This is a genomic window from Pseudomonas brassicacearum (assembly GCF_000585995.1).
Taxonomy (GTDB): Bacteria; Pseudomonadota; Gammaproteobacteria; order Pseudomonadales; family Pseudomonadaceae; genus Aquipseudomonas; species Aquipseudomonas brassicacearum_A.
The window spans coordinates 479,587-496,914 of sequence record NZ_CP007410.1 but is presented as its reverse complement, the minus strand read 5'-3'; the positions used below and the strand labels follow the sequence as shown (position 1 = coordinate 496,914).

Sequence of the window (17,328 nt, the reverse complement as noted above, 5' to 3'; positions counted from 1 at the left end):
AATAGGTTATCCCTTCCGAAAATTTTCTCAGGAAGAGAACATGCTGGAGAACAACCCTTTACAAACCGCTAGCGCCCTGCTGATAAGCCAACTCAAGGCCTCGCAGCAGCAGATGATCCGCCTGAACGACACCCTTCCACGCCCTTCGAAGGTGGCTACACGGCACTTGGATTACTGGTTCAGAAAAAGCTTCCCCGCGATGGCGGACAAGGTGACCGTAAAAGAAATACTCGTGTGCCGGCTGCACGACGAACGCATTCCTCAACCTGCCCACACAACCGATGCATCGACGGTTAAACGGACAGTGCTCGAGACAGTTCCCCTCAATACACTTTTCTGGCGCGCCGTCGCCGGTAAGGTAAATGCGCGGGAATTCTTCATCGATCTGGCCAGCATCAACGTCGTCACCGATCAGGAAAACGTCACGGATATGCCGGCCACCTTGAATAGCCGTGACGCAAAGGAAGCAATCAAACGACTGATCAGCCTCATACCGGTGTCGTATGAACAACTGCTGACAGAGGCTCTGGATAAGTTCTGGGACAAACCGTCCGATTTCAGCCCGGACCGCAGCATTGACGACTGGCTGGCTCATGAATTCGGCAGGCAACTCAAGGCGCAAGCAGACCTCCATCGGCTGGACGCAATCCTGGGTCTGCCGATGCACAAAGCGCTGACGGAGCATGCGCTGTCGGCACTGGATGCCGCGTCTCGGGCCAAGATGGCGGAAAGTGTCCGGCCCGGGGTCTATAGCCTGAGTGTCACCCCCGAAGGGTGGTGGTCCAGTGTGCCGATGCCGGGCGCGGTTGCGCTGACACAGCATGACAATACCGACAATCCCGGAAGCGCGATCCTCTACAGCCCGGGTAATCCACTGCAAATGTACGCAAGCCTGGACGCACTCAAGACCAGTCTGATTGAAGATGCGGATAACGTCTGGGAGGAGGTGAATACCACCCCCATGGCCGAGGACTTCCTCGCTCGCCTGGTCACGGATCTGCGAACGGCGCAGAAAACAGCCGTGAGCGACGCGTTGCTGAACGGGCCGGGAGAAGGCGAAGAGATCAGCGCCTGGATAGCCAGGCTGGATGCCGCGACGGGTGTCAGGGACAGGCTGGACCTGGCCGGCGCCATGGACGAGCGCACGTTACGGCTGTATCAGAAAAGACTCGACGACTGGCTGCGCGGCAACCCGCACGTCACCGGCAATGATCGCGTGGCCTGGTGGAGGGCGGTGCAAGACCTGCAGATCACTATGCTGGATACGCCTCCACCGCCGGACCCGGTGACACTGGCCACCCTTGAAGCACTCCAAGACCGCACGCGCACATTGCTGGCCGGATTCATCAAGGACAGATACCCCCCGGTCGACCCGGACCAGGTGTCCCTGAGTATCCGCAAGCAGCTCATCGACCCGCACGCCCCGACAGGCGAGTCGCCGTTTGGCTCCGGGGTCGCGCTGGGCCAGGTGAAGGCGATAGTTGATGACCGCCGCTCCCTGACGGAATGGGCGATGTCCAACCTGACGCCGGACGAACGCAATGCGGCTCACACGACCGTCGAGGGGCCGTTGAGCTTCGCGCAAATAGTCGAAGTCATTGAGCGGGCAAACGTGGGTTCCCGGCTCCCGGCCGCGTTGCAGCTCGCCGCCCGGAAGCATCAGGCCGAATGGATGTCCTTGAAAGGGAAACAAATGCGCGCGCAGGCGTGGGCGGCCCATATCTCCGGTGACTTTACCCACGACAAGGACAACACCGGCCTGAACCTGGTGCTGGCAGCGCTGGGCAGTCCAGCGCCCGAGGGGCGCAGCAAGGTCAACGGGCATGAGGTGGTGGTTCGACAGATTCAGTGGGGCGACAGCGTGTTGAAAGAGATGCTGGTATTTGGGGTGAAGACATTCACCAGCCGGCCCTCACTGACGCTGTACACGCCAGGGGCGCCGGACGGCAAAGTCTTCAGGGACGTAGACGCCGGCAGCACCCGGGAGCTGGAATCAGCCTTGGTGCAGACGCTCACCGCCACACTGGAAATGACCCGTTGGCTGATTTCACAATTGCCTCTGATGGAACAGGCCGATCAACTTGCCAGCCTGGTGCCGGCGTCGGACAACCTGACGCTCGACGAGAAAATCAAGAAAGTCACGCAACCCACCTTCTCGTGGATAAAGCATCGCGTTAAGGACGATTTCGCCTCAAAAGTCGCGTCCCCGGCGGTCAAAGGCAACCTGCTCAAAGCCTTGCACGAAACGCAGATCACCCACGCGCTCAAGACGGCTGATGCGCTGACGGTGACAAACGCCGAGCGCGACAGCGCAGCGGCCCAGGAGGGGCGCAGGAACGGCGTCACGTTGCTGGCGGGCGCAATGGCCATGTTCTACGCGGGCCGCCTGGGCGGCGTGCTGGGACGTGCGATCCTGCCGGTGATGGCCGGGGGCGCCGGGGTGTCGGCAATACAAGACGAAGGCGGCAGCTTCAGCCAGTGGACCCGTGATTTCATCAGTGGGCTGGGCGAGGTCATGGCAGAGGCTGGGCAGGACTTGATCATGGCCCGCGCGACACGGCGCCGGGACAAGACCCGCCCGGAACTGTCTTCCCTGCCCCGCATGCCTGATCCGGAGCTGGGACCGTTCCTTCTGAAAGGCTTTGACGGCAAAGGGCTGATCCCCGAGGGTCGTAACCTGTACAGAGACACGGGCGGGCAAGGTTATTTGAAGCTGAGGAATGATTACTGCAAAACCGCGATACAAGCAGGCGAGCGGATTATCTATACGCCAAACAACCGTACTCATCAGCTGACAGTGACTTGGAAAAATGGTCGGTGGCAGATCGAAGAACCACAACGGCTGCGCGGTGGCGGAAACATACAGAGTCTATTCAGTCGGACCCCGGAAACCCCGCAACAGAAAACCTATAGCACATTGGTAGAGGGTGTTCTCGTCGACCACCACTGGCCTTCCCGGGAAGTGGTGAATACGGTAAAGAAGGTCATCCACTCGATGCCTGAAGAGCTGGCCGAGCGCATCCTGCGCGAGAGCATGAATGACATCGCCGTACACGACATAGACGCTTACCGCTTACGAATAAATCAGATAAACAAAGGACTCCACAACCAGGCGCAACATAAAAAGCCCCACGAAAGCCTGCTGTACAAATTCAACGTATGGCAGGCCGTCGACTACTGCACCCGAGACATCGACTCACAGGCAAGAGGGATCCAGCTCACCTCCGCTCAAAAAATAAAAATATTCGACATGACCCTGCCGCTCAAGAAGGAGCTTTTCGACAGCGAAGGCAACTTCAAGATGATGATGTCCTCCTTGCCAGACAACCTCACCGGCGCATTATTCATCACCATCATCCCTGAACAGGGAAAGAAAAAAGCCGCCATGACCAAAATCCAGAACGATATTCATGAGGTGGTCGAAGTTGCGGAAAAGCGTGTCTGGGAGGACCTGGGTGTCCTGTTTTCAGGAGAAGGTCCCGAGGTAGCGGCTGCCAGGGAAAACTATAAAACAAACCCTGCAAACTTCGCGGAGTACAAAAAGAAAAAGCTCGGCGCGTTCCGGGACGAGATGAAAAAAAGACACAAACCCGGGCTCCTGACGGAAATCCGCAACAACAAGATTCCTTACGTCATTGCCAACAAGGGCAAGTCGCAGCGAAAGACACTACTGGTCACCGGAGAGGACATTACTAACTTCACGAAAAATCTCTCGAACTACGACACGTTTGATATCGAGGTCGTGACCCAGGTGCCGACGAAGAAGGTCCCTGGCAAATCACCTACCACCAGCACTCCACCAGTACTGGCGGAAGCATCAACCGCAATAGACAAGTTTACGGTGAGTCTCAGTACTCTGGCTGAAACACAGATGTCCTATGACAACTTTCCCGAAGCGGCCCGAGCCAAGATCAACGAAATCATGGATGACATTCGAGCGGGCAGGGCCACGACAAAACGCATCAACAAATATTACTGGTACGACATGGCCCAGCTATCCCCCGGCAGCGGCAGAGGCGCATGGCGCGCCGCGTTCGAACGCAAGGGCGACACCTGGGTACTCCAGGGCTTTTATGATTACCACGCCAATAAACCTGCGACGGTGTGGGAGGGCTAAGTGAAAAATAAAGGGTCGAGGTAAGTACCGCCTGCCACGGCAAGCGCCGCCGCACACGGACAATTCCAACTGGCGAGGATTCCGGGTGTGCGGCACCCGCCGTGGCAGCGATCTTCAAGCGGATTCACTTGCGACTGAAAACTCAAATAGAGAAAGCGGAGCACGTAAATTCGGAAACTTCCCACAACCAGGTGTTGAACTTCGGGCTAGGGTCACTCCTTCAGCACCTATTGGGACAGGTCCAAGATGAATGAAATGACAAAAAAGGCAGTCATCGTTTTCAGCGGTGGCCAGGATTCAACCACCTGCCTGATTCACGCCTTACCCCGGTACGACGAAGTTCATTGCATCACGTTCGACTACGGCCAGCGCCATCGTCAAGAAATCGAAGTGGCACAACAACTCTGCAATGCCCTTGGCGTGACCGTTCATAAAATACTGGACACCACCCTGCTCAACGAACTGGCCATCAGCAGCCTCACCCGCGACAACATTCCAGTGCCCGCGGCCAACAGCGACGGAGATGGCCTGCCCAGCACCTTCGTGCCTGGGCGCAATATTCTGTTTTTGACCCTGGCGTCTATTTATGCGTATCAGGTGGGTGCGAAAACGCTTATCACCGGTGTGTGTGAAACCGACTTCTCGGGCTATCCGGATTGCCGCGATGCGTTTGTGAAGGCGCTGAACAACGCCATTGAACTGGGCATGGACTATCCCTTGCGAATCGAGACGCCCTTGATGTGGCTGAATAAAGCCCAAACCTGGGCGCTGGCCGATTATCACGGGCGGTTGGAGTTCATCGATCAACAGACACTGACGTGCTACAACGGCATCAAGGGCAGTGGCTGCGGTGACTGCGCCGCCTGTCATCTGCGCGCAAAGGGCCTGAGCCATTACCTTGAAAACCGGGCGGAAATCATGAACAGCCTGAAGACAAAACTGGATTTATAGGCACAACGCACGAATGGATAATTGGGCTATCAGGCGATAGCCCATTGAGCTTTTATGCAGGCTGCGCGCCGGTTACATACTTTCTAAACAACGCCCTGGCGCCATAGGCGGATAGCAAGGCCGGCTCGCTCAGGGAAAATCAGCTCTACAACAGATGAATACTTCGCATAGTTTCCAGCGGGCAAGTTTTTCGGCCACCACCGGCCTTTGGTCGGCCGCCGGGTGCGCCAGCAGATTTGCGTGTAGCAACGAACAAGGGCGCTTTTCGGTGAAATGCTGTTCACCTAAGGCAATCGATACACCCGTGGTGAGGGAGGTTGCTCCCGCTGGGCCGGGAAGTGGTCCCAAAACCCGCCAAATGCGGAGCATCAGACACACCGTACCCGCCGGTTGACGACTGCTTCGCAGCCGAGCGGGAGCAAGCTCCCTCGCCACAGATTCATCATTGTTTTCGAATGAACAGCATTAGCCTTGCGGCGCCCCTTCACATATAGGCAAGTTTTTATTCATCACGCCGACCTGTGGGTGTCTATATTTTCAGTCAACAACTCCACAAACCCCTTCGCCATCGGCGACCGCTGATCCTTGCGCTGCACCAGCCACACCGCCGAGACCGCCGCCGGATCGAGCAGCGGCCGATAGACCACGCCATCGATACGCATGCGCTGGTAGGACGCTGGCAGTACCGAGACACCCAGACCTGCCGCCACCAGGCCGATAATGGTCATGGCTTCGCCGGCTTCCTGGGCGAAGTGCGGGCTGAAGCCGGCGTCGCGGGCCAGGCTCAGGAGTTGCGCGTAGAGGCCGCTGCCGTAGCTGCGCGGGAAGAACACGAACGGTTCCTGGGCCAACGCCGAGAGAAACAGGCCTTCTTCGTTGGCCTGGGCCAATGGATGCTTGGCGCTGAGCACGGCCACCAGCGGTTCGCGGCTGAGTTCGATTTCCCTCAAGGAGTCGTGCAGTGGCAACGGCCGCATGATGCCCACCTCGATCGTTTCGTCCAGCAGTGCGTCGGCCACCTGGGTACTGCTCATTTCCCGCAGGTTCAGGTGCACGGCGGGAAAGCGTTGGCGGAACGAGAAGATCGCCTGGGGAATGGTGGAGTTGAACGGTGCCGAAGAGGTGAAGCCGATTTTCAGCTCACCCAGTTCACCCAGTTGGGCGCGGCGGGCCACATCAGCCGCCTTGTCGACCTGGGCCAGCACCCGTCGCGCCTCTTCGAGGAACAGTCGCCCGGCCTCGCTCAGTTCGACCCGACGATTGGTGCGCTCGAACAAACGCGCGCCGATCTCTTGCTCCAGCGCCTGGATCTGCTGGCTCAGGGGCGGCTGGGAGATACCCAGGGCCAGGGCGGCGCGGCCGAAATGCAGTTCTTCGGCAACGGCGATGAAGTAACGCAGGTGGCGCAATTCCATGGGCAATCCAATAGGTCGTAAAACGTCTTAAACAGGTCGAACAATATATTGGATAGAAACATTAGCGGGCTATATGCTTTTTTCATTGCCTGCCTGGCCGTGCTCCTTCGAGGTCCATCGTGAAAACTGCTGTTGCTCCACTGGCCCATGAAATCCCACCTCGTGTGCAAGATGAGGTCGTCGCCGAACTGAAAGACATCTACATCGAAAAAGGCACGCCCATGTTCATGCGCACGGTGCTGGCGCTGTTCAGCGGCGGTTTTGCGACGTTCGCCCTGCTGTATTGCGTGCAACCGATGATGCCGCTGTTGTCCACGGAGTTTTCCATCAATGCGGCGCAGAGCAGTCTGATCCTGTCGGTGGCGACCGGTCTGCTCGCCATCGGTCTGTTGATCACCGGCCCGATTTCCGACCGCATCGGCCGCAAGCCAGTGATGGTCGCGGCGCTGTTCGCCGCATCGGTGTGCACGATCGCCAGTGCCATGATGCCGACCTGGCACGGCGTGCTGCTGCTACGCGCCTTGGTGGGGCTGTCATTGAGCGGGTTGGCAGCGGTGGCGATGACCTACCTGAGTGAAGAAATCCATCCCAAGCACATTGGCCTGGCGATGGGGCTGTACATCGCCGGCAATGCCATCGGCGGCATGTGCGGACGCCTGATCACTGGAGTACTGATCGACTTTGTCAGCTGGCACACCGCGATGCTGGTGATTGGTGGCCTGGCCTTGATCGCGGCGGCGGTGTTCTGGAGGATTCTCCCCGAGTCGCGCAACTTCCGGCCCCGTTCACTGCATCCGCGCAGCCTGCTGGACGGTTTCACCCTGCACTTTCGCGATGCCGGATTACCGCTGCTGTTTCTCGAAGCCTTCGTCTTGATGGGTGCGTTCGTGACGCTGTTCAACTACATCGGCTACCGCCTGCTGGCCCAGCCTTATCACTTGGACCAGGCCTTTGTCGGCCTGCTGTCGGTGGTGTACCTGTCGGGCATCTACAGCTCGGCGAAAGTCGGCGCACTGGCGGACAAACTCGGCCGCCGCAAAATGCTCTGGGCGACCATCGCCCTGATGCTGGCCGGCCTCATGCTGACCATGGCCACGCCGCTGTGGCTGGTCGTGCTGGGCATGCTGGTGTTCACTTTCGGCTTCTTCGGCGCCCACTCGGTCGCCAGCAGCTGGATTGGCCGTCGTGCCCTCCAGGCCAAGGGCCAGGCGTCGTCGCTTTATCTGTTCAGCTATTACGCCGGATCGAGTGTCGCCGGTACAGCGGGTGGCGTGGCCTGGCACCTGGGTGGCTGGAACGGGGTCGGTCTGTTCATCGGTGGGTTGTTGGTGGTGGCGTTGTGCGTGGCGGTGAAATTGGCGAAATTGCCGTTGTTGCCGGGGAATGTTCAGGTTTAGCCGGCCTGTGGCGAGTCCTAGTCGATCCGTCCCAACACCACCCGCGCGTCCAACAGCCCATTACGCGCTTCCAGCGTCAGCGACTGCAATACCGCACCCTCCCGTTCATGTTGCTCCAGCCAATGGAGCAGCGGGTTGGCATCGCCGCTGACGAGCAGTCGCAACGAATCGCCGTCCACCTCCATTTCGGTGATGTCCAACCCCGCCACTGTCGCGCTGTCGTTGACCTGCACCGACAAGGGGCGCGTAGCAACACCCGTGTCGCGACCGGGCTCGGCACGCTGGATCCGCGCGCTCAGTTCGGCCTGTTGGCGATACTGTCGCTCGGCGACCTCAAGCCGTTGCCGGGTAGGTTGCCAGATCGAGAGGTAACCCACGATCACCAGCACCAGCCCGGCCAGCCCCAGCAACAGCCCTTGCTCACGGCCTGACTTTTTTTCCCAGGCGCGTTTCAGACCCTGCCATCCATGGATATTCATCAACCGTTCTCCAGCGTGAGAGTGGCCTGCACTCGATTGTTCTGTTTGCTGGCGCTGCCCAGGGTGACAGGCAGTCCGTTCTGTTGCCCGCGCTCACGCAGTTGTTCAAGCTCGACGAAACTGTTGGCCGTCAGCTGGATCTTCCAGCCTTCGTTTTCACGAAAATCGATGCGCTGCACCTCGACGTTGCTGGCGCCAATGACCTGCTCCGTCAGGCGCGCCAGACGAGCGACCTGGGTATCCCGGCCCTGCCCGCGCCGACTCTGCAACGCCTGGAATTGCGCCGACAGGTCGACGATCCTGCTTTGCTCGGGATACAGCGACCTGAATCGCTGCTCGCTTTGGGCATACAAACGCCGGGTTTCGTTTTCAAGAAAGCGCACACGGGCTTCGCTGAAAGCCCAGGTGAGCAGCAACACCCCCAACGCAACCGCCGCCGCGCCGCGCCATGGCAAAGGCTGGCGGCGTCGACGGAATTCCCCCTGCAACAGGTCGATGGGATGTCCGCCAGCGCTCAACAGCCACTCATCGATGCCTTGGCGATCACGCTCCTCGTCCAACCAGTGCATGTCTTCAGGCAAGCCAGGCTTGAGCGTTGCCAAGCCCCGGGCCGACAACGACACCCGCGCCGACAACGCGCCGCCCAACAGCCAGCGACCGAACCAGCGCACGCCAAAAGCATTGTCGTCGGGCACCAGATCGGCATCGACATGCATCGCACGTGCATCAATGCCTTGCTCGGCGAGCAGCGCCAGCAACGCCTGGAACCTGGTTCGCTCAACGACCATCATCGGATAGCGATGCTGGCGGTCCCGAACGCCGATACCGATGTGCAATACCTCCAGGTTCTCACTCAGTTGCTCTTCGATGGCGAATGCGAGGGCCTGGGGTCGGGGCTGGCGTCGCGAGGGCCAGGGATCGCTGCGAAACCAGCTGCACATTTCCATCGGCAACAGCACGGTGACGGCTCGCCCGCTCAACGCATGGGCGGCTTCATGCAACGGCAGGCCGCGTCGTTCGCCCGTTGGCGACCACACACAACACGGCCAATTGGCGCCGGGGGCAGCCAAGCCTTCGGCCGTCAGGTAAAGCCAGGTTTTCATCAAGGGCGCTCACTGGGGCTGATCGGTAAAAAACGACGCTGACGAACAGTCCAGCGTCCGGTAACAGGGTCGAACTCAATATCCGAGGCCAGGCGCAGACGACTGCCCGCGCGAGCCACCCTCACACTGATGCGAAACCAGCGGCTGCTCACGCCCAGGCCATGACTGCTGAGGCCCAATCCGGACAACAAGGGGTCGCCGGTGAATGCCTGCACACTGGCGTATGGTTTGTTGGGCCGCTGGTTGACCAGCGCCTTGGCCGGCCCGTCCTCCATGCCGTCCAGGGTCATCAACAAGAGTAGCGGTGCGGTATTGATGTTCAGCCGGGCCTCTTTGGGCAACACCATCACCCAGGGCTCCAGGCGTCGCAGGGTCTGGCTGTCCATGCCCGACAACAGGCGCAGTTGACTCAGCTCCTGCACCGGCCCGACCTGGGGAAACGACAACTCCGGTAAGTCGAGCAACGCCAGCAATCGCGCCCAACGGCCGAGGGTCACCTGATCGATTTGGCCCTGGGCCAGCAACGCATTGAGGTTGAGACGCCCGGAGAGGTCCTCGATATCGATGTGAAGCTCGGCATCTTCCACGGCGAATGCAGGCTCGAGCCGGGCCCAGTCCTGGCTCAGGTCAACCGGCCCGGACGGTGTGATTGCGCTGCCTTCCAATACCCCCAGCGCCCACGCTTCACCGGCCAGCCCTAACTGGCGCAACTGGACTTGCTGCAGCTGCTGCGCGCTGCTCTGCAATAGCAGCCGATGACTGCGCAGCATCCCGCCAGTGAGCAACAGCGCCAGGCTCAGGACTAACAACACGCTGATCAGCGCCACGCCGCGTTGTCGTTTCATGGCAACGCCCCAGGCAACAGCAGCACGCGACGGATCTGCTCGAAACGCCCCGCAGAAACGACCCACTCCAACGCCAGCGGCGCGCTGTCGCCCGCTGTTTCGATGTGCCAGCCGCGTTTCGGGTCGAACGCTCGCCAGCTCAGGCTGCGTACATCCTCGAGCAGTTTCTGCCGTTGCACGATAACCGCCCCTTCACCGTGACTGTCGCGCCACAACACGGCACCCTCGAGTCGATAGCTCACGGTTTGCCGTTCGCTGCGCGGCTGATCCAACGGGTTGCGCCAATGGCTACGCTGCAATTGCAGATGTCCCGGCGCGAGCACAACACTGCCGGCAACGGCCTGCCATACATCCCGTTCGATCACCCCCACGGCGCGCTGCAGGGCCCTGATTTCACGCTCATGCTGGCCCGCGCCCTGCTGGGTACGCACGACGCCGTCGAACAGACGCCAACCGGCCAGGCCGAGCAGGGCGAAAATGGCGATGGCGATAACCAACTCCAACAAGGTGAAGCCCGACTGCTTATTCATGACGCTGGCGGACCCAGCCGGTGGTGCGATGCACGACAGACGAGCCATCGGCACGACTGACCTGGATCTCGACCTGGAGTAGATGCGGGTCACGGGCCGGGGTGACTTGTTGTTGCAGGACCCAGTCACGCTGATCCATGCGTCGGGACATTCGCTGTTGACCGAGCGACTTAACGGCTTGCAAACGCAGTTCACTCAGTTGATTGTCAGCCAGCCAGGCGCCGAACAGACGCTCCTCAAGCCCGACGCTTTGCGTGAGTACGAACTGGCTGGCCGACAGCACCGCGGCCGCCAACGTCGCGAAAATCGCCAGCGCGATCATGACCTCCAGCAGCGTTAATCCCTGGCAGTCGGCGGCCAGCCTGCGCGCGTCACTCATCGATCAGCGGCTGGGCGAGACCATCACTCAATACCTGAGAAACAGTCTGGCCAGCGACCTTGATGAATAACCGGAACGGACTGATCTCATCACTGCTGAGCATCAGCAACTGGGGGGAGCCTTGAGCCTCATCGAGGGTCAGGCGCTGGCCGTCTTGCTCCAGTCCAAGCGTCAGCGTTTCAGGCAGCCGGTGTAACGCCGACACCGCGGTCCAGCCCCGAGTCTCCAGTCGCACCGCCTGATAACCACGAGGCTGTATGCGCACACCGTATTCCTGCCCATCCAACACCGCCCGCTCACGCAATTGCTGCACCACCCGGATGAAATCCTGGGCTTGCTGTCGGGCTTCGCGCGCCGGGCTCGGGCCGATGGCAAGGCTGACCATGCCCAGCAGTGCCCCGATCAATACGATGACGACCATCAGTTCCAACAAGGTGAAACCTCGACTATGACGCCCCATGTTCACTCCGCCCAGTTGCCGATGTCGGCAGCGAACCCGTCACCGCCCGGCACGCCATCGGCGCCCAGCGAGTACAGGTCATAGCTGCCGTCGAGCGATTTGAGACCAGGGTTGAGAAACTGATAAGGCGTGCCCCAAGGGTCGATCGGCAGGGCTTTCAAATAACCCTGGGGGTTCCAGTTCCTTGCCGCGGGCGTGCCGGACGGACGCTTGCTCAGCGCTTCCAGGCCTTGCTGGGTCGAAGGGTAATGCGCATTGTCGAGGCGATACATTTCCAAGGCCGTGGCAATCGCCTGGATATCGGTACGGGCGGCCGTGACCTTGGCTTGATCGGGCCGGCTCATGAACTGCGGCACCACGATGGCGCCAAGGACACCGATGATGACCACTACCACCATGATCTCGATCAGGGTAAAGCCGCGTTGAGGTCGGTTGTTTTGAAATGTCATGGGTCAATTCACCAATTGGTTGAGGCTCAAAATAGGAAGCAGGATGGCCATGACGATCAGCAGCACGATGCCGCCCATCAGTACCAACATGGCCGGTTCGAAAAGGCTCACCACCAACGTGATGCGCGCCGCGAGGCTGGCCTCCTGTTGTTCGGCGGCTCGGGCCAGCATGCTGTCGAGTTCGCCGGCCCGCTCGCCGCTGGCGATCATGTGCAGCATCAAGGGCGGGATGTCACCGCCCTGCTCCAGGCCACGGGTCAGGGTCCCGCCCTCGCGGACCGAACGGGCGACGTCGGCCATGCGGGCGCGGATCGTCAGGTTGCCGATCACCTGCGCTGCAATGTGCAAGGCCTCCACCAAAGGCACGGCGCTTTTGCTCAGGATCGCCAGGGTGCTGGCGAACCGGGCCGCTTCCATTGCCCGCAATACCTCGCCCACCAGCGGCAACCTGAGCAACAGACGATGCCAGCGCAGGCGCCACATCGGTTGGCGCAGGCCCCAGCGCCACAGCCCGAGCAACCCGGCCAGCGTACCGGCCAGCAGCAGACCATAGCGGCGCAACCCATCGCTCACCGCGATCAGCGCCTGGGTCAGCCACGGCAACGGTTGGCCGCTGTCGACGAAAATCCTCACCACATCCGGCACCACGTAGCCCAACAGGAAAGCGACGATCGCGACGCAGGCCAGCATCAGGATCAGCGGATACACCAACGCCAGTTGAATGCGCTGGCGCGACGCCTGGCGCGCCTGGGTGTAGCTCGCCAGTTGCTCCAACACCTGGCCCAAGTGCCCGGATTGTTCGCCGGCCGCGACCGTGGCGCAGAACAGCTCGGGAAACGCCTGGGGAAAGGCCCTAAGAGCCGTCGCCAGGGCGTGCCCTTCCATCACCCGGCTTCGTACCGCCGAGAGCAGGTGGGCGACACGCCGTTTCTGGCTCTGTTGCGCCACGGCAGCCAACGCTTCCTCGAGGGGCAGACCGGCCTGGATCAAGGTAGAAAGCTGCAAGGTCAACAACGCCAGATCCGCCGGACTCAAACGCCCCCCGGCATGCCGAGGCCCCAGGGTTCTCGGCTCCCCGGCTTCGCGCAGCTCGCTGGGCAGCAAGCCACGCTCGCGCAGCAGCTGCCGCCCATGACGAGCGCTGTCAGCTTCCACCCGGCCCTTACAGCGGCGGCCTTGGGCATCTTCGGCCCGATAGTCGAAGGTCGGCATGGCGCTAATCCTCCCGGGCGACGCGCAGCAGTTCATCGACACTGGTCAGGCCTTCCAGCACTCGCTGGCGTCCGTCCTGAAACAGGCTGCGAGACGTCTTGCGCGCCTCAATGGCCAACGCCTGCTCGGTGGCGCCCTGATGAATCAGCTGCGACAACGCGGCGCTGATACTCACCAGCTCATAAATGCCGAAGCGCCCGCGATAACCCTTCTGGCATTGATCGCAACCCTGAGCCTTGAACAACCGCGGTGCGGCGCCGGCTTCTAGCCCAAGGCGCCGGCAGGTGGCGGCATCGGCCACGTAAGGCGTCTTGCAGGATGGACACAAGGCCCGCAGCAAGCGCTGGGCCACGATGCCGGCCAGGGACGAGGCCAGCAGATAGGCATCCACGCCCATGTCCACCAACCGCGTGACGGCGCCGACGGCACTGTTGGTGTGCAAGGTCGAGAGCACCAAATGCCCGGTCAGGGAGGCCTGGACCGCGATTTCGGCGGTCTCGCGATCGCGTATTTCACCGACCATCACCACATCCGGGTCCTGGCGCAAAATCGCCCGCAAGCCACGGGCAAAGGTCATGTCGACTTTTGGATTGACCGGCATCTGGCCGATGCCCGGCAGGTGATATTCGATGGGGTCTTCGACGGTGAGGATGTTGCGACTCTGGTCGTTGATGCTGCTCAGCGCCGCGTACAGGCTGGTGGTTTTGCCCGACCCCGTGGGACCGGTCACCAACACGATGCCGTGGGGTTTGCCGAGCAAGTGGCGCAAGCCGGCCAGGGTGTCGTCGGGCAGGCCCAGGCGCTGCAGATCCAGGCGCCCGGCCTGCTTGTCGAGCAGGCGCAACACCACGCGCTCGCCGTGGGCCGAAGGCAGGGTCGAGACCCGCACATCGACTTCGTGCCCGGCCAGGCGCAACGCCATTCGCCCGTCCTGGGGCACGCGTCTTTCGGCGATGTCCAGGCGGGCCATGACCTTGATGCGCGACACCAACAGGCTCGCCAACTCCCGGCGCGGACGCAGCATTTCCTGCAACTGACCGTCGATGCGCATGCGTACCGACAGAGCGTGCTCGAAAGTTTCCAGATGCACGTCCGAAGCGTGCTCGCGAACCGCTTCGCTGAGCAGGGCATTGATCAGCCGGATGATCGGCGCATCGCCCTGTTGCTCCAGCAGGTCGGTTGTCTGCGGCACCTGGTCGGCCAGGCTGAGCAGGTCCAGTTCCTCATCCAGGCCTTGGGCCACCTGTTCGGCGGCGCGCTGGCCCTGGCGATAGACACTGGCCAGGCGCGCGGCAAACGGCGCCGTTTCCAGGACTTGAATCGGCCATTCCCGGCCGCACAAACGCTGGACTTCCGCCACCACGGTCAGCGGCGTATCGCGGCGCATCACCAGGCTCAAGGTCGGGCCCTCGCCGTCCAGCAGCACACCGAAACGCCTGGCGAAACCAAAGGGCAGCAGGGTTTGCGAGTCACTCACAAGTCACCCGTTTGCGGTTCAAGCGGGTCGGTCGTCGGCGCCTGCGTGGACGACTCGAACAACTGCCGGGCATCCCGGGGCAACAACAACGAATTGTTTTTCCGCGAGCCCGGTTTGCTCAGCTCACGAAGCGCGTCGTAGCGCTGGCGACTCACATCGGCCAGGTCTTCGTTGCTGCGCACGATGGTCGGGCGCAGGAACACCATCAGGTTGCTTTTGGTCTGGGTGTCGCGGGTCCAGCGAAACAGTGCGCCGAGGTACGGAATACTGCGCAACAGCGGCACCCCGCTTTCCTGGGTCTGGACACTGTCGCGGATCAGGCCGCCGATCACGATGATCTCGCCGTCGTCCGCCAGGATCGTGCTCTTCAAGGCACGTTTATTGGTGATCAGGTCCGAAGAGTCCACGCCACGGACGGACGGCGCGATGTCCGAGACTTCCTGCTGGACCTCGAGGCGCAAGGTGGAGCCTTCGTTGATGTAGGGCTTGACCTTGAGGCTGATGCCGACGTCCTTGCGCTCAACGGTGGTGAACGGATTGTCCGCACCGTTGCTGTTGGTGGCGTAGGAACCGGTCTTGAACGGGACGTTCTTGCCCACGATGATTTCCGCTTCCTGGTTATCCAGGGTCAGCAGGCTGGGGGTGGAAAGCAGATTGCTGCGGGTATTGCTCGCCAGCGCCGAGACCAGTGCACTGAAGCGATCGCCACCCAGCCGCAGGATCGCGCCTTCCGTGGATTTATCCAGTTTATTGAGGTCCATTGCGCCGATGACCGGGACGTCGGTTCCCGGAAAATTGATGAAGCCCTTGGCGCTGCCGCGGTTGAGGCCCCACTGCACCCCCACCGCTTCGGCGATGTCGCCGGAAATCTCGACGATGGCTGCATGGATAAGCACTTGGGCGCGGGGTTGGTCCAATTCACGCACGATGTTTTCGATGGTGCGCACCTGGGCCGGTTCGGCGATCAGCACCAGGGCATTCTGGCTTTCATCGGCCTTGATCATGAAGGCGCTGGCGGGCGCGCTGTCTCGCAGTCCGGCGAGGGCCGGTGTGGTTTTTTTATCCTGCCCGACACTTTCCAGCACCTCGGCCAGTTGCTTGGCATCGCTGTAGCGCAGGCGGATGACCCGCGCGTTGTCCTGGGAAGCGACGGCCGGAACGTCGAGGGTCCGGGCCAGATCCACCAGGCGTTGACGCACTGCCGGTGCGCCGATGATCACCAGGCGATTGCTCCGGGCGTCAGCGATCACCAGACCTGCCGTATCACCCTCGCGCTTGCCACCGGAGGCTTCCATGAGCGGCGCAATATCACCGGCCTGGGCATGGCGCAATCGCACCACCACATGATTGCGGTTACGCCCCGAATCCAACTGCTGCACCACCCCGGCGATGCGCTGCACATTGGCGGCGGTGTCGGTGACCACCACAGCGTTGGACGATATCGAGGGGCCGACGTAACCATTGGCCGACACCAAGGGCCGCACCAGTCCGGCGACATCGGCGGCAATGCTCGATTGCAGATCGAGGACCCGGGTAACGAACTGCGACGGCGTGGCGCTTCTGGCATCGTTACCGGCGCGCGTCTTGGCATCGCTGACCGGGGTGATCAGGATCCGCTCGCCTTCGTCGATCACCGTGAAGTTGTGTGCATCGAGCACCGAATAGAACAACCGACGCACGCCTTCACGGTCCAGTGCTTCGCGGGACATGACGGTAATACGCCCCGACACGCGGGGATCAAGCACCACGGTCTTGCCCAGAATCGCCGAGAACTCCTCGACCACGTCGCGCAGTTCCGCATTGTTCATCGCCAGTTGCCACTGGGCTTCCTCGGCCCGCAGCGAACCGTGGAGCGTCAGTGGGCCAACCACGGCAAGGCCGAACAGGACGCGCAATACACGGCCTCGGATAAAGCTGTTCATGAATTCGATCACTCTGGTTGCCCGGCCACCGGGCGTAGATATTGCGAGGAATGAACCGTGGCATGGCGCGCGTCTTCGGGGCCCAGCCGACGCAGCAAGGGCTTGGCCTCTGGCAGCAGGGCCAGGCGCTCTTCACGCCCGTTGCGCCACAACGTCACATGGCTGGCCTCGACCCGGCGCAGCACGCTGCCACCGGGTAAACGCTCACCCACCTGGTAGATGCGCGGGCCGGCGGCGTCAGCCAGCAATGCCCGCGACAAGCCTTGGCCTGCGACAAAACTGGCTTGCAACGTCATCGGTTCGGCGCTGGGTGCGTGGGCACCTGCAGGCACCAGGCCGAGCACGCTCGCCACCGCCTGCACGTTGGGCAGGTGGCGAACCGGAACGACCGTTGCGTCAGCCACCACCGGCACATCAAGCTCCAATGCCTGGCGAAAACGCCACTCCTGTCCGGCCAGGAATAGCCCGTACAGCAGCGGCATGAGCACCAGCAATGCCTTCGGCAGGTTGCCGCCAGCCCAAAAAGAAACACTCACGTTTGCCCTCGCTGAATAATCGCGCCCGGAGGCTCTGCGAATGACATGCAACGCCG

General features: G+C 61.4%; 15 protein-coding genes. 3 read left to right on the top strand and 12 right to left on the bottom strand.

Going from position 1 to position 17,328, the window contains the following annotated elements:
- Positions 1 to 40: 40 nt before the first annotated feature.
- Together CD58_RS02110 and queC are read left to right on the top strand one after the other, a co-directional pair.
- Complete coding sequence (locus CD58_RS02110; protein WP_025211437.1) at positions 41 to 4,117, top strand: dermonecrotic toxin domain-containing protein; 4,077 nt, start codon at positions 41 to 43, stop codon at positions 4,115 to 4,117.
- A gap of 255 nt (positions 4,118 to 4,372) precedes the next feature.
- On the top strand, positions 4,373 to 5,068 hold the full coding sequence (gene queC, locus CD58_RS02105) for a 7-cyano-7-deazaguanine synthase QueC (protein ID WP_025211436.1): 696 nt from the start codon (positions 4,373 to 4,375) through the stop codon (positions 5,066 to 5,068).
- A 509-nt stretch (positions 5,069 to 5,577) separates the two neighbouring features.
- On the opposite strand, the gene CD58_RS02100 is transcribed toward queC, so the two are convergent.
- Entirely contained in the window at positions 5,578 to 6,483 is a 906-nt protein-coding gene (locus CD58_RS02100; protein WP_025211435.1) for a LysR family transcriptional regulator, read from the bottom strand.
- A 140-nt stretch (positions 6,484 to 6,623) separates the two neighbouring features.
- Between CD58_RS02100 and CD58_RS02095 the strand changes: the two genes are divergently transcribed.
- A complete protein-coding gene (locus CD58_RS02095; protein ID WP_419178853.1) occupies positions 6,624 to 7,880 on the top strand; it encodes an MFS transporter in 1,257 nt (418 codons plus the stop codon).
- 17 nt (positions 7,881 to 7,897) lie between these two features.
- Here CD58_RS02095 and gspM read toward each other — a convergent pair whose 3' ends face one another.
- The 11 genes from gspM to CD58_RS02040 are packed head-to-tail and all read right to left on the bottom strand — an operon-like array spanning position 7,898 to position 17,272.
- The gene (gspM, locus tag CD58_RS02090; protein ID WP_038436387.1) at positions 7,898 to 8,359 is read right to left on the bottom strand and encodes a type II secretion system protein GspM; all 462 of its coding nucleotides are present in this window, start codon (positions 8,357 to 8,359) and stop codon (positions 7,898 to 7,900) included.
- Complete coding sequence (gspL, locus tag CD58_RS02085) at positions 8,359 to 9,462, bottom strand: type II secretion system protein GspL (protein ID WP_025211432.1); 1,104 nt, start codon at positions 9,460 to 9,462, stop codon at positions 8,359 to 8,361. Before gspL ends, gspM begins: the two co-directional genes overlap by 1 nt.
- Entirely contained in the window at positions 9,462 to 10,307 is an 846-nt protein-coding gene (locus CD58_RS02080) for a type II secretion system protein GspK (RefSeq protein ID WP_025211431.1), read from the bottom strand. The genes gspL and CD58_RS02080 overlap by 1 nt, the downstream gene beginning before the upstream one ends.
- Positions 10,304 to 10,837, bottom strand: a complete 534-nt coding sequence (locus tag CD58_RS02075) for a type II secretion system protein GspJ (protein ID WP_025211430.1) — start codon at positions 10,835 to 10,837, stop codon at positions 10,304 to 10,306. The genes CD58_RS02080 and CD58_RS02075 overlap by 4 nt, the downstream gene beginning before the upstream one ends.
- Positions 10,830 to 11,216 carry a type II secretion system minor pseudopilin GspI gene (gene gspI, locus CD58_RS02070; RefSeq protein ID WP_025211429.1) on the bottom strand — a complete coding sequence of 129 codons (387 nt, stop codon included), beginning with the start codon at positions 11,214 to 11,216 and terminating at the stop codon, positions 10,830 to 10,832. The genes CD58_RS02075 and gspI overlap by 8 nt, the downstream gene beginning before the upstream one ends.
- On the bottom strand, positions 11,209 to 11,676 hold the full coding sequence (gene gspH / locus CD58_RS02065; RefSeq protein ID WP_025211428.1) for a type II secretion system minor pseudopilin GspH: 468 nt from the start codon (positions 11,674 to 11,676) through the stop codon (positions 11,209 to 11,211). The genes gspI and gspH overlap by 8 nt, the downstream gene beginning before the upstream one ends.
- Positions 11,677 to 11,678: 2 nt before the next feature.
- Positions 11,679 to 12,125, bottom strand: a complete 447-nt coding sequence (gspG, locus tag CD58_RS02060) for a type II secretion system major pseudopilin GspG (RefSeq protein ID WP_025211427.1) — start codon at positions 12,123 to 12,125, stop codon at positions 11,679 to 11,681.
- A gap of 3 nt (positions 12,126 to 12,128) precedes the next feature.
- Positions 12,129 to 13,337 (bottom strand): type II secretion system inner membrane protein GspF, encoded by a 1,209-nt coding sequence (gspF, locus tag CD58_RS02055; RefSeq protein ID WP_025211426.1) that lies wholly within the window; start codon positions 13,335 to 13,337, stop codon positions 12,129 to 12,131.
- 4 nt (positions 13,338 to 13,341) lie between these two features.
- Positions 13,342 to 14,814, bottom strand: a complete 1,473-nt coding sequence (gene gspE / locus CD58_RS02050; RefSeq protein WP_025211425.1) for a type II secretion system ATPase GspE — start codon at positions 14,812 to 14,814, stop codon at positions 13,342 to 13,344.
- Positions 14,811 to 16,736 carry a type II secretion system secretin GspD gene (gspD, locus tag CD58_RS02045; protein ID WP_025211424.1) on the bottom strand — a complete coding sequence of 642 codons (1,926 nt, stop codon included), beginning with the start codon at positions 16,734 to 16,736 and terminating at the stop codon, positions 14,811 to 14,813. Before gspD ends, gspE begins: the two co-directional genes overlap by 4 nt.
- A gap of 8 nt (positions 16,737 to 16,744) precedes the next feature.
- Positions 16,745 to 17,272, bottom strand: a complete 528-nt coding sequence (locus tag CD58_RS02040) for a type II secretion system protein N (RefSeq protein ID WP_025211423.1) — start codon at positions 17,270 to 17,272, stop codon at positions 16,745 to 16,747.
- Between the last annotated feature and the right edge of the window lie 56 nt (positions 17,273 to 17,328).

What these genes read in the sequence shown, in the direction of transcription:
- CD58_RS02110 (WP_025211437.1), top strand. Translation starts at nt 41, where the DNA reads ATGCTGGAGAACAACCCTTTACAAACCGCTAGCGCCCTGCTGATAAGC.
- queC (WP_025211436.1), top strand. Translation starts at nt 4,373, where the DNA reads ATGACAAAAAAGGCAGTCATCGTTTTCAGCGGTGGCCAGGATTCAACC.
- CD58_RS02100 (WP_025211435.1), bottom strand. Translation starts at nt 6,483, where the DNA reads ATGGAATTGCGCCACCTGCGTTACTTCATCGCCGTTGCCGAAGAACTG.
- gspM (WP_038436387.1), bottom strand. Translation starts at nt 8,359, where the DNA reads ATGAATATCCATGGATGGCAGGGTCTGAAACGCGCCTGGGAAAAAAAG.
- gspL (WP_025211432.1), bottom strand. Translation starts at nt 9,462, where the DNA reads ATGAAAACCTGGCTTTACCTGACGGCCGAAGGCTTGGCTGCCCCCGGC.
- CD58_RS02080 (WP_025211431.1), bottom strand. Translation starts at nt 10,307, where the DNA reads ATGAAACGACAACGCGGCGTGGCGCTGATCAGCGTGTTGTTAGTCCTG.
- CD58_RS02075 (WP_025211430.1), bottom strand. Translation starts at nt 10,837, where the DNA reads ATGAATAAGCAGTCGGGCTTCACCTTGTTGGAGTTGGTTATCGCCATC.
- gspI (WP_025211429.1), bottom strand. Translation starts at nt 11,216, where the DNA reads ATGAGTGACGCGCGCAGGCTGGCCGCCGACTGCCAGGGATTAACGCTG.
- gspH (WP_025211428.1), bottom strand. Translation starts at nt 11,676, where the DNA reads ATGGGGCGTCATAGTCGAGGTTTCACCTTGTTGGAACTGATGGTCGTC.
- gspG (WP_025211427.1), bottom strand. Translation starts at nt 12,125, where the DNA reads ATGACATTTCAAAACAACCGACCTCAACGCGGCTTTACCCTGATCGAG.
- gspF (WP_025211426.1), bottom strand. Translation starts at nt 13,337, where the DNA reads ATGCCGACCTTCGACTATCGGGCCGAAGATGCCCAAGGCCGCCGCTGT.
- gspD (WP_025211424.1), bottom strand. Translation starts at nt 16,736, where the DNA reads ATGAACAGCTTTATCCGAGGCCGTGTATTGCGCGTCCTGTTCGGCCTT.